The sequence below is a fragment of the Pseudomonas sp. 39004 genome (assembly GCF_028682155.1).
Lineage (GTDB): Bacteria > Pseudomonadota > Gammaproteobacteria > Pseudomonadales > Pseudomonadaceae > Aquipseudomonas > Aquipseudomonas capeferrum.
In genome coordinates, this window is record NZ_JANIAG010000182.1 from 1 (window position 1) to 10,983 (window position 10,983).

11 protein-coding genes and 1 pseudogene are annotated in these 10,983 nt (G+C 64.6%); 5 read left to right on the plus strand and 7 right to left on the minus strand.

All coding sequences use genetic code 11. The annotated features are described in order from the left end of the window. Window positions 1-134: 134 nt before the first annotated feature. On the plus strand, window positions 135-347 hold the full coding sequence (locus NP534_RS22810) for a PLDc N-terminal domain-containing protein (protein WP_033697499.1): 213 nt from the start codon (window positions 135-137) through the stop codon (window positions 345-347). 50 nt (window positions 348-397) lie between these two features. On the opposite strand, the gene NP534_RS22815 is transcribed toward NP534_RS22810, so the two are convergent. Beyond that, entirely contained in the window at window positions 398-715 is a 318-nt protein-coding gene (locus NP534_RS22815) for a hypothetical protein (protein ID WP_033697500.1), read from the minus strand. 190 nt (window positions 716-905) lie between these two features. Between NP534_RS22815 and NP534_RS22820 the strand changes: the two genes are divergently transcribed. After that, on the plus strand, window positions 906-1,319 hold the full coding sequence (locus tag NP534_RS22820) for a RidA family protein (protein WP_274100198.1): 414 nt from the start codon (window positions 906-908) through the stop codon (window positions 1,317-1,319). A 13-nt stretch (window positions 1,320-1,332) separates the two neighbouring features. On the opposite strand, the gene NP534_RS22825 is transcribed toward NP534_RS22820, so the two are convergent. After that, window positions 1,333-2,052: a TorF family putative porin gene (locus NP534_RS22825; RefSeq protein ID WP_274100199.1), complete on the minus strand. Its 720-nt coding sequence runs from the start codon at window positions 2,050-2,052 to the stop codon at window positions 1,333-1,335. A 179-nt stretch (window positions 2,053-2,231) separates the two neighbouring features. Between NP534_RS22825 and NP534_RS22830 the strand changes: the two genes are divergently transcribed. Next, window positions 2,232-2,576 carry a hypothetical protein gene (locus tag NP534_RS22830; protein WP_274100200.1) on the plus strand — a complete coding sequence of 115 codons (345 nt, stop codon included), beginning with the start codon at window positions 2,232-2,234 and terminating at the stop codon, window positions 2,574-2,576. A 22-nt stretch (window positions 2,577-2,598) separates the two neighbouring features. Here NP534_RS22830 and NP534_RS22835 read toward each other — a convergent pair whose 3' ends face one another. Beyond that, entirely contained in the window at window positions 2,599-2,850 is a 252-nt protein-coding gene (locus NP534_RS22835) for a hypothetical protein (protein ID WP_274100201.1), read from the minus strand. Between the two features lie 180 nt (window positions 2,851-3,030). Between NP534_RS22835 and NP534_RS22840 the strand changes: the two genes are divergently transcribed. After that, window positions 3,031-4,386, plus strand: coding sequence for a DUF3300 domain-containing protein (locus NP534_RS22840; RefSeq protein ID WP_274100202.1), 1,356 nt, complete (start codon window positions 3,031-3,033; stop codon window positions 4,384-4,386). Further along, a complete protein-coding gene (locus NP534_RS22845) occupies window positions 4,383-5,291 on the plus strand; it encodes a DUF2950 domain-containing protein (protein WP_274100203.1) in 909 nt (302 codons plus the stop codon). Before NP534_RS22840 ends, NP534_RS22845 begins: the two co-directional genes overlap by 4 nt. Window positions 5,292-5,318: 27 nt before the next feature. On the opposite strand, the gene NP534_RS22850 is transcribed toward NP534_RS22845, so the two are convergent. From NP534_RS22850 to NP534_RS22865, 4 genes and pseudogenes are all read right to left on the minus strand, one after another. After that, window positions 5,319-6,275: a helix-turn-helix domain-containing protein gene (locus tag NP534_RS22850; protein ID WP_274100204.1), complete on the minus strand. Its 957-nt coding sequence runs from the start codon at window positions 6,273-6,275 to the stop codon at window positions 5,319-5,321. A 149-nt stretch (window positions 6,276-6,424) separates the two neighbouring features. Next, complete coding sequence (gene capA / locus NP534_RS22855) at window positions 6,425-8,509, minus strand: caprolactamase subunit alpha (protein WP_274100205.1); 2,085 nt, start codon at window positions 8,507-8,509, stop codon at window positions 6,425-6,427. Window positions 8,510-8,522: 13 nt separating this feature from the next. Then, entirely contained in the window at window positions 8,523-10,268 is a 1,746-nt protein-coding gene (gene capB, locus NP534_RS22860) for a caprolactamase subunit beta (protein WP_274100206.1), read from the minus strand. Window positions 10,269-10,436: 168 nt separating this feature from the next. After that, window positions 10,437-10,961, minus strand: a pseudogene (locus NP534_RS22865) (substrate-binding domain-containing protein); the annotation flags it as partial. Window positions 10,962-10,983 lie beyond the last annotated feature (22 nt).

Here is a 10,983-nt window from a genome sequence, read left to right on the forward strand (position 1 = left end):
AGGAGCGGCCTTGCGTCGCGCGGGCGGCGCTCGATCTCATAGGCGCCGAAACCCTGACGGCGTACCTTTTAACCAAATTGAACCCTCAGCGCCTGCCGCAACCCAACGCATTACACGCCAATGGGAGAGCGCTCATGGAAATCGGAACGATCTGGATCATCCTCGCAGCCGTCGTGATTCTTCTGGAAATCTGGGCCATCTGGCACATCATCGGCAGTGACCGGCGCGCCGAGCGCAAGATGCTATGGGTCGTATTCGTGGTCTATGCACCGTTGCCAGGCTTGCTGTTCTGGGCTTGGCGCGGGCCGCGCGCAGTGAAGGGCAGGGCGGTATTGCAGGAAAAGTAATAGCCAGAGCATCAGGCGCGGGGGCGCCTGATGCGGCCACCGTCAACGCCTCAGGGCAGAATGCTGAAACGGATGGCCTGGCCCAGGCCATCCACCATCAAGCAGCCGTGAAACCTGACGCGCGACAGCACACGCAAGCTCTTGAGCTCTTCGTGGATGCGGTCGCGTATCTGCTTCTCGGCCTCGTCGATCCGGTCCGCCGTCGTCGCATGGTAGAGGTGAACCACACCCAACAGCGTGGTTTCAATGTGCTCAACGGTATCCCAGCCGATCTTGCGCAGATGCAGGCGTGCGCTCGCGGCTTCGTCCTCATCGCCTTCATGCCGTGGGTTGATGGTGTAGGCGAGTTGAAAATGATGCTTGGTCATTGTCGCTTTCCTTGTTGCAGGCTGGCCTCCGTGCCGGGTCTTGCAATCTAGCGGCTGACAGACCTCGCTGAAAACACACACGTGGTTCAATGCTCCGACATCGCTATCAGAAAAGTCTTACGACGTTCTTGACCTCAAGCTAACTCGAGGTCTGATACTCGGGCCTTTCTTCCCCGTGCGAGTATTCACCGTGCCCCGTCCAGCACCTTTCCAGCTGTCCAACCCTGCCGGCCTGTATGACCCCAGTGGCAATGGCTATTCCCATGTCGCTGAAGTGCGGGCTGGCAGCCGCTTGCTGTATATCGCCGGCCAAGGTGGCGAGGATGCCGATGGCCACCTCTCGCCGGTATTCGCCGAGCAGGCCCGCCAGGCACTGGCCAATCTCGACACGGCCTTGGCTTCCAAAGGCGCAAGCCTGGCCCAGGTGTTCAAGCTGACCTTGCTGATCGTCGACCACAGCGAAACGCGCTTGCACCAATGGGTAAGCGAGGCCAATCAGGCTTGGGCAGATCGCCCGAAACCGACGTGTACCTTGATACCGGTACCGCGCTTGGCGCTGGACGGGATGCTCATGGAAATCGAGGCCGTGGCGGCAACGGACTGATCAGCGCCTCAGGCTAGAAGAAACTGCGCTGCGCCTTGAACGTGACCACGCTCTCGCAATACGCATTGATACCGGCATAGGCATCGCAACCGGTACCGCTGAGGTTGGAGTTGCTGTAGATCAAATTGAGGTCGATGCCCAGCCAAGGCCGCGACAGCTCCAGCGACCAGTCGGAAAACGCGCTGACCTGGCTGCCATCGCCAATCGTGAACGGCGTGCCCAGGCGATGATGGGCCAGCTTGACAGTGAAGTCGGCGTCGAGCAGGGGCAGTTGACCGAGGTCGGCGAACAGGGTGCTGGTGCGGTTGTCGGGGTTGTCACGCAACGCGCCACCAAAACGGCTGCCGAATACCGAGATGCCCCCGTAGACGGCGTAGCTGTCAGGGCCTGAGAGGTTGGGTTGGCTGTAGTGGATCAACCCCACTTCATAGCCCAGGGTGGTGTCGAAGTGGTGCTGGTAGCCCATGTAGCTGTCCAGGCGCAGGGTGGAGTCGGGCGACAGGCCCATGCTCGGGGCGTATTGCCCCAAGTACCAGCCGTTGAGGTGGCTGAGGTCGAGGCCGCCATGAAAGGCCCCCACGGCGCTTGGCGAAATAAGCCCCTGGGCCATGCTGCGCGTCGGCGTAGTGCCAAGTTTGAAGTCGAAATCGCCCAATTGGCGCTGTATCTGCTGGGCCTGCAGCGCGGGGCTCAACAGCAGCGCTGCGCTCAGCAACAGAAGGGGCCTGGTCATGGTCACCGTCCTGGAAGGCTTGCTGTAGAGCGCCCAAGGATACCCGTGTTGGCCAAGGGTGCAAACCGTTCGGCGCGCCACCCAGGCGGCAGGGCTAGCGGTGATCGTGCGTTTACGCCCGAGCGTCGCACATTCTCTTCTAGAATTGCCTGAACACTTTCCACTCCAAGGCCCAGGCCATGCGCAGACTGTGGCGAAAATACCTCGACCTGCTGGATGCGGACCTGAGCACCAAGGTTTTTGACAATTTCAAGAACCTGCTGGTCTGCGGCCTGCTGTTTGCCGCCGGTACGGATGCCCTGCACAACAGCGACCCCGTGTTCCTAGGGCTGTGGGTACCGAGCGTGACCGGCTGGGGGTTGATCATCGTGTCGGCATTGCTGCTGCTGTTGAATGTCAGCGATACGCTGCATCGCTTGGCCAAGCTGCCGTATCACACGGCGCTGCAGGTTACGCTGTGTTTGCTGTACCTGGTTCTGGCGTCGCGGGTGGTGGAAATCATCTGGAATTTTCGCGCGCACTGAACGTGGCCGAGCCTAGCCGAGCCTAGCCTTGGCTGGAGGGGGAGCGTTCGGCAACCTCTGTCACCACTTGATCGCTGCCAGCGCGCTGGATGACCAACCGCCGTTGTTCGTATTCGTCCAGGGAAAGGCCCTGGCGTTGCAACGCTTCGAGTTGCAACTGCCGGGTTTCCTCGGCGGTGTAGGCGCGCAGTTCAGGGTGGCTGGCGCAGCCGCTCAACACGGTCATGGCGGTAACAATCAGGGCAGTGAGCAACAGGCGGGCCGAGGTGTTCATCGAGCAGCTCCAGAGTTTGGGGGGCGCGGGGATCGAAGCGATGGAGCAAGGTTATTGGGCATCCTCGATCAGTAGAAATTGCCTTGCTCGATAGTGACTATCGACAGCACCTTCTGGCGGGCAATACGGCTGAGCTTTGCTACCGTTAACCCACGCGGTTCGACCACATAGGGATAAGTCATGCGCATGCCATTGTTCGGGGTCTTGTCGGCGGTGCTGTGCCTGCAAGGCGTACCGGGGCTGGTCAAGGCCGAGGATGCTGCGGCGCCGCCAACCGCCGCGGTTGCGGCCAAGGAGGCAGTGTTCACCCAGGAGCAACTGGACCAGATGCTGGCGCCCCTTGCCCTTTACCCGGATGCGCTGCTGGCGCAGGTACTGATGGCGGCGACCTACCCCGGGCAAGTGGCCGAGGCGGTGGCCTGGTCCAAGGCCAACCCCAAGGCCACTGGCGACGCTGCGGTCAAGCAAGTGGCCAACCAGGCCTGGGACCCGAGTGTGCAGGCGCTGGTCGCCTTCCCGCAGGTGCTGGCAACCCTCGGCCAGGACCCGGTCTGGGTCCAGCGCCTGGGCGATGCCTTCCTCGCGCAACCCGACGATGTCATGAATGGCGTGCAGCGCCTGCGCCACCAGGCCCAGGCTGCCGGTAACCTGCAGAGCAACCAGTACCAGCAGGTGACTGTGCAGGCGGCGCCGGCGCCCAAGGCCAGTGCCCCGGCCAGCAGCGCGCCGACCACCATCATCATCGAGCCCGCCGAACCGCAGGTGGTGTACGTGCCCAGCTACAACCCGACCACCGCCTACGGCACCTGGGCCTACCCGGCCTCATCGCCGGTGTATTACCCGCCGCCGCCGATGTATTACGCAGGCTCCGCACTGGTGGCGGGGCTGGCGTTCGGTACCGGCGTTGCGATCGTCAGTTCGTTGTGGGGCAACTGCGACTGGGGCCACAACGACATCGATATCGACGTCAATCGCTACAACAACATCAACGTCAACAACCGCATCAGCAACAATCAGAACAAGTGGCAGCACAATGCGGTAAATCGCGAAGGCGTGCCGTACCGCGATGCGCGCAGCCGTCAGCAATATGGCCGGCAACTGGACGGCGCCGCGCAGCGCACCGCCTTCCGGGGTGACGACGCCCAGCGTGCCCAGGCACGGGACAAGGCGCGCGCCTCGATGGACAGGGCAGGCATCGAACGGCCTGCCACCAGCAACCGCGAGGCGCGCGACCGGGTGCGCGAAGCGCAGGCGAACAACCCACGGCCTGCCGAGCGCCGAGCGCAGGCGGGCAGTAGCCGTGACAACCTGCAGGCCAGGCAGCACGTAGCGCAAGCGCGGCCGGCCAACAGCGCTGGCCGTGCCCGCAATAACGCCTTCGATGGCGTGCGCTCGCCATCGAGCACCCGCGCGCAGGCCGACCGAGGTCGCATCAGTCAGTCGTTTGCCCAGCGGCCGCACACTGCGCGAGCCGCCGGGCATCAGATCTCCAGGCCCAGTGCGCCCATGCGCCGTGGTGGAGGGGGCCGTCGATGAACCGTCGATCAGGGTGGGTTGCCTGCGTCCGTTGCTGGTTGTTGGCTGCGGGGATGGCGGGTTCGTGCCTGGTGGCGGCGCAGGAGGCCTTCCCGACGCCTGAAAAGGCCGCTGAAGCCTTTGTCGCAGCGCTGGGCAAGGAGCACGCCGACGAGGCACGCCTGGCGCAGTTGCTGGGGGATGACTGGCGAACCTATATCCCCAGCGGCGGCGTACAGCGCAGCGACGTCGATGCGTTCCTGCAGCAGTACCGCGAAGCGCACCGCGTTGAAAGGCCCCATGAGCACCAGGCGATCCTGGCGGTGGGGCACGAACGATGGACGCTGCCCATTCCCATCATTCAAGGCAGCCGCGGTTGGCGTTTCGACCTCAAGGCCGGCAGCGCCGAAATCCGCGCCAGGCGCATCGGCCGCAACGAGCTGGCGGCGTTGCAGTCGGTGCTGGCCTACCACGACGCGCAGCTCGATTACGCCGCGCAAGACCGCAATGGCAATGGTGCGCTCGAGTATGCACAGAAGATCCTCAGCACACCCGGCAAGCACGACGGCCTGTACTGGGAAGATGCCGGCGATGGCCAGGTCAGCCCATTGGGGCCACTGTTCGGCCGGGATGTGGTCGGTGATGACTGGTACGGCTACCGTTTCCGCATCCTCGATGCACAAGGCCCGTCAGCGCCCGGGGGCGCCTACAGCTACCTGATCGGCAACCAGATGAGCCGTGGTTTCGCCCTGGTTGCCTGGCCTGCCAAGTATGACGACAGCGGAGTGATGAGTTTCATGATCAGCCACGACGGGCAGGTCTTCGAAAAGGACCTGGGGCCAGAAGGGGAGAAGCTCGCCAAGGCCATGAGGCGCTTCGACCCCGACGACAGCTGGAAGCTGGTCGATACCCCTGTTGGCGGCTGAAGCCGGCGCATCCTTGCGCCGCTGCATTCAGTGCGTGCGCGCCGCGCGCACCTCGCGTGCAGTACAACCATAGCGCTGGCGAAAGGCGCGTGTGAACTGGGCCTGGTCGGTGAAGCCCCAGCGAAACGCCAGCTCGCCGATAGCCAGGTGGCAGTGCGGGTCGCGCAGTTGCTGGTGCACGGCGTCCAGGCGCTGTTGGCGCACCCATTCGCCGAGGGTGTAGGGCGTGATCGAGAATAGCTTGTGCAGATAGCGCAGTGACAGGCCGCAGGCATTGGCGATGGCTTGCGGTGACAGGTCGGGGTCGCCGAGGTTTTGCAGTACATAGCGCTCGACCCGGGTCAGGTGCAGCGTGCTGAGGTTGGAACCTTCGCTGCCCAGCACGCGCTCGTCCTGTTGCAGGGCCAGCAGCAGAGTCGCACTTGCTTGCTCCAGCAGCAGGTGGCGTGCCGCTGCGGGGCTTGCGTCGAAGTGGCGCGCGCAGAGGTCCAGCTGTTCGACGAAGATGCGCCCCAAACCTTGGCTGGCGTCGAAGCAGTGGCGGGTGTAGCGCCTGTGCCCGAGCAGGTTCGCCTTCAGCGCACGCTCCGGCAGCTTCAGTACCCACAGGTCATTGTCCGCGCGGTAGTGGAAGCGGTAAGGGGCGTCGCCGCGCTCGACGATAAAACCGCCAGGGCGGCAGCTCAGTTGGTGGCCATCCTGCTCGAAATGCACCTCGCTGCGGCTGGGGACGGTAACCAGGTAGAACGCGTCAGAGTCTTGGCCGATGTGCGCCTTGTTGCGTGAATAGCCGAGCTGGCTGGAGCGCAGGCGTGACAGGCTGAGCGGGGTGGTGGGCGTGCTCCAGCGCTGCAAGTGGCCGTCGAATGGCTGTTCGGTGGCAAATTCCAGGCTCAACGGGAAGTACGTATCACTGATCGCTTCGGCCCAGCGAGCCTGGCGTTCGGGCTGCGCCCAGCCGTGGGTCGAGAGTTCTGTGGGCATGGTGGGTCCTTTTTCAAAGAGGGCAGCATTGAAAAAAGGAACTGCAGGCAAGCTACTCAAGCAGCTCTTGTTATTGTGCAAAAAAGCCCGGCTGCGCAAAGCGGCCGGGCAGGTATCACGCCCATGATCGGCGCGTGCCGACCTTCAGATCAAGCGCCGCGTGTCACCCGGTAGGTGGCAGACGGCTCCAGGCAGGCTTGCCAGCCTGGCGGCACGACGATGTTGGTGGTGTCCTCCTCGATCACACACGGGCCCTGCACGGTCTGCCCAGGCAGCAGGCGGTTACCGTTGAACACCGGCGTGCGTTGCCACTCACCATCGGCACTGAACAGCATCGGGCGCTCGCTGTCCGGGGTTGCCGCCGGTGGCTGCGCCGGCCCTTGCAGCGTTGGCTGTGGCGGGCGGGGCAGGTGACCGATCACCGAGCACTCCAGGTTGACCAGCTCCACTGGGCTCTCAGGCTCGCTGTACGAATAGAGCGTCTGGTGGCGCACGTGGAAGGCCTCGATCAGCGCTGCCAGCCCGGTGCTGTCCAGGGCGTGGCGTTCCAGCTGCACGCTGCATTCATGGATCTGTCCCCGGTAGCGCATTTCCAGGGTGTAGTGGCAACTGCTGGCCTGGTCGCCGAAGCCGTCTTCGCGCAGGTTCGCCAGGCCTTGCTGGCGCAGCTCGGCGAGGGCATGGTTGAGCTGTGCCAGGTCAGCGTGCTGCGCGTCCAGGCGCATCGACAGGCTGGTCAGCTGGTCATAACGCATATCCGAGAGAATCTGGCCGAAGGCGCACAGCCCTGAGGCCACCTTGGGGATCAGCACGGTGTGCATACCGATTTCTTCGGCCAGGCGCACCACGTGCATGCCCGCCGCGCCGCCCGCACCGATCAGGGCGAAGTCGCGAGGGTCGTGGCCGCGTTCGATGGACACCCGGCGGATGCCGTTGACCATGTTCAGGTTGACCAGGGTGGTAATGCCAAACGCGGCGCGTTCCACGCTGATGCCCAGCGGTTCGGCGACCTTGATGCGGATGGCGTCCAGCGCCGCCTGGCGGTTCAGGCGAATGCTGCCACCGAGCAATGCGCCGTCAGGCAGGTAACCCAGGGCCAGGTTGGCATCGGTGACGGTGGGTTCAGTGCCGCCCTTGCCATAGCACACCGGGCCGGGCGTGGCGCCAGCGCTGCGTGGGCCGACCTGGAGCATGCCGAATTCGTCTAGATGGGCGATGGAGCCACCGCCGGCGCCCAGCGTTTCCACCTGGATCATCGGCACGCCGATACGCTGGCGTAGAAAGTCCACATCCTTGCTGAAATTGGTGCGCCCGGCGTTGGTCAGGGTAATGTCGAACGAGGTGCCCCCCATGTCCACGGTGATGACGTTGTCGATGCCGAACGGGCGCGCTACCGCGAGCCCGGCCTGGGGCGCCGAGGCAGGCCCCGAGTTGATCGCGTTGACCGCACGCTCACGCATCAGGTGTCCGGGTGCCAGGCCGCCGTTGGACTGGAAGTAGCGTACCGGTTGCTGCGCGCCCAGTTCCTCGAACAGGCTGTCGATGCGTGCCACGTAACGCGCCATCACCGGGCTCAGGTAGGCGTTGACCACGGTGGTGGAGGTGCGGGTGTATTCGCGGATTTGCGGGAACACTTCAACGCCTGTGCAGACGAACACCCCGGGCAGCGCCGCCCGTACCAGCTCGGCGGCGCGCTGCTCATGGCTGGGGTTGCGCACCGACCAGAGGAAGGAGATGGCCACCGCCTGCACGCCTTCGGCACGCAAGTAATCGATGGCCTCGTGTACCGCGCGTTCGTCCAGCGGGGTGTGTTCGCGGCCATCACCGAGGATCCGGCCGCCGATGGGGCGGCGCAGGTGACGCGGGGCAAGCATGTGCGCCGGCGGGTAGTGGGCGTCATAGCGGTGGCCCTCTTCCTTGTGGCCGAGGCGGATCTCCAGGCTGTCTTCGTGGCCTTCGGTGCACAGCAGGCCGACCTTGACCCCGGTGCGCTCGATCAGGGCGTTGAGGGCGACCGTGGTGCCGTTGATGCACAGGTCGCAGTTGGCGATGATCTCGGCCGGCGTGCGGCCGGTGGCGTCGGCGATCTGCGCCAGGCCGGCGCGAATGGCCAGGGTGCCATCCTGCGGCGTGGAGGGGGCTTTGAACAGCTGCACGCCACCGTCGCGGTCAGCCAGGATGAAGTCGGTAAAGGTGCCGCCGGCGTCGATGCCCAGGCGATATTGATTGCGCATGATGGGTCTCCGGTCAGTGCAGGTCGCGGGCAAGGCGGGTGGCGGTTTCGTCGAGCTGGCCGTCGGCATCGACGATCACTGCGTAGTCCAGGGCTGCGCCCTGTGGCGACACCAGGCCGTTGCGCAGGTCTTGCAGCACGGCAGCTACCGGGCGGCGCAACGGGTCGCCGTAGCCACCACCGCCAGGGTTGATGTTGATGATCCGCTCGCCGGGCTGCAGGGTGAGCATGGGGTTCTGGGTGTAGTGGTCTTGCGTGCCATCCGCGTGCTGGTGGATCAACCGGCCGAGCTTGGGTGCGAGCAGGCCATTGCGTGCTCCGGCTGCGCCGGCCGTGGGCAGTTGGCGGCCTTCGCCGAAGCCGACCACGGTCATCGCGTGTTGCAGCGGTTCGATCTCCAGGCGGGTGCCGGAACCGCCGCGAAACTCACCGGCACCGCCACTGTCGGCCATCAGGCTGTAGCGGTGGATAAGCACCGGGTAGGCGTGCTCAAGCAACTCGATGTCGCCGCTCATCAGCGCGCCAAAGCAGCACAACGGCCCGCATGCGTGCCAGCCATCCATGACCTTGTTGGCGCCGGCGCCGGCAATGATTGAGGCCAGTACCATGGTGACGTACTCGCTGTTGTCGTTGCGCGGGTCGTGGCCGGCGATGTTGATGCCGCTGGTATGGCCCCATGAGGCGGTGACCCGCTGCGGCGAGGCTTGCTCCAGCGCCGTGCGCACGGCATCGGCCAGGGTTTCCATCGGGGTGGTGGTGCAGTTGACGTGCGGTGCCGGCTCCTCGGCGTTGCACAGGGTGCCCTTGGCGCCGACATCGACCGTGACGCAGCGATACAGGCCCTCGTTGTAGGGCGGTGCGACCTGGGCGAACATCATCAGCCCAAGGTACACGCCGGAAACCGAGTTGCCCTCGTAGGAGTTGATGAAGTAAGGCACCTGCGGTGGGCTTTCGATACGCACGTGGGCTTGGTCGCCACGGATTTCGACATGGGCGGTGATGGCCAGCTCGCCCAGGCCGTGGCCGGAGTCTTCGAGCACGGCGGTGCCGCTGTACTGGCCGTCCGGCACGTCGCGCAGCAGGGCGCGCATGTGGCGGTCGGCCATGTTCTTCAGCTCGGCGATGCAGGCGCGTACTTGCTCGACGCCGTACTTGTCGAGCAAGTCGAGCAAGTGCCGTTCACCGACTTTGCAGGCCCCGTACTGGGCATTGAGGTCGCCTTCCTGGTACGGGCGGGCGCGCATGTTGGTGAGCATGAAGTTGATCACGTCCTCTCGGCGCTTGCCTTTTTCCCACAGCTTGACGGGCGGGATGCGCAGGCCCTCGGCGTAGATCTCTTTGGCGTCCGGGTTGTAGCCAGCAGGTACCGGCCCACCGATGTCGGTCAGGTGGCCCTTGCACACGGTCCAGAACACCAGCTCGCCCTGGTAATACACCGGCTTGTACATGCAGCAGTCGAGGATGTGGCTGCCCTTGTACGCCGGGTCGTTGTGGTAGATCACGTCACCTTCGGCAATGTCGTCACCGAAGAATTCGGCCACGCACTTCATCGCGGGGATCAGCGAACCCAGGTGGATGGGGATGTCCTGGCCTTGCAGGATCATTTCGGGGAGGTGGTCGAACAGCGAGTTCGAGTAGTCGTGGGCCAGGTTGAACACACTGGAGCGGCCAGTCTTTTCCAGGGTCAAGGTCATTTCCCGCTGCGCTGTCTCCAGCGCACCCCGGACAACCGCAAGGGTGATCGGATCTACTGTTTTCATGGGTCACCAACGTTTCTTGTTGTGCTTTGGGTGCGTGCCGCAGAGCTCGGCGCGTGGTGACAGGCTACGGGGGGAGAGGGGCGGCTGACTTGTCGGTGGGTGTACTGCTTGTTGCGCGTGGGTGCACGGGTGCGGGCAATTATTCCGCTGGGGTTCTGTGACGGCGGCCTATTGGCCCAGCAACTGCTGCACCAGCCACTGCCCGGCCGGGCCGAGGGCGCGGCGGCGTGACCAGGCGATATCCATGTCGACCCGCCGCGGGTAACCGGCCACCTGCAATTGCACCAGGCCGCTGCCAAAGCGGGTGACCAGCGCTTTGGGCAGTTCTGCCCAGCCAAAACCACGGTCGGCGAACTCCAGCAAGGTCAGGTAGTCCGGTGCCGACCAGGCTTGGCCGCGGTCGTGATGCAGGCTGGGGGCGTAGGTCTTGATGTACAGCTGGCGCACGCTCTCCAGCTGCTGGCGCTGCACCGTGCGCAGGGCCGCCAGCGGGTGGTCGGCGCTGACATACACGCAAAACTCCGCCTGTTCAGGCAGGCGCGCCACGGCGACGTCGGCAGGGTAGTGGGGCTGTGCGGCCAGTATGCCGATCTGGGCCATGTCCAGTTGCACCAGCTCGATCACATCAGCGTCTTCAGACGGGCCGCAGCGCAATTCGGTGTGCGGGTAGTGTTCGGCAAAACCAGCCATGACACATTACCTGACGACCCTGCCC

Coding starts and splice junctions, on each gene's coding strand:
- NP534_RS22815 (WP_033697500.1), bottom strand. CDS start 715: ATGACCAAGCATCATTTTCAACTCGCCTACACCATCAACCCACGGCAT.
- capB (WP_274100206.1), bottom strand. CDS start 10,268: ATGAAAACAGTAGATCCGATCACCCTTGCGGTTGTCCGGGGTGCGCTG.
- NP534_RS22825 (WP_274100199.1), bottom strand. CDS start 2,052: ATGACCAGGCCCCTTCTGTTGCTGAGCGCAGCGCTGCTGTTGAGCCCC.
- NP534_RS22845 (WP_274100203.1), top strand. CDS start 4,383: ATGAACCGTCGATCAGGGTGGGTTGCCTGCGTCCGTTGCTGGTTGTTG.
- NP534_RS22850 (WP_274100204.1), bottom strand. CDS start 6,275: ATGCCCACAGAACTCTCGACCCACGGCTGGGCGCAGCCCGAACGCCAG.
- NP534_RS22830 (WP_274100200.1), top strand. CDS start 2,232: ATGCGCAGACTGTGGCGAAAATACCTCGACCTGCTGGATGCGGACCTG.
- NP534_RS22810 (WP_033697499.1), top strand. CDS start 135: ATGGAAATCGGAACGATCTGGATCATCCTCGCAGCCGTCGTGATTCTT.
- NP534_RS22835 (WP_274100201.1), bottom strand. CDS start 2,850: ATGAACACCTCGGCCCGCCTGTTGCTCACTGCCCTGATTGTTACCGCC.
- NP534_RS22840 (WP_274100202.1), top strand. CDS start 3,031: ATGCGCATGCCATTGTTCGGGGTCTTGTCGGCGGTGCTGTGCCTGCAA.
- capA (WP_274100205.1), bottom strand. CDS start 8,509: ATGCGCAATCAATATCGCCTGGGCATCGACGCCGGCGGCACCTTTACC.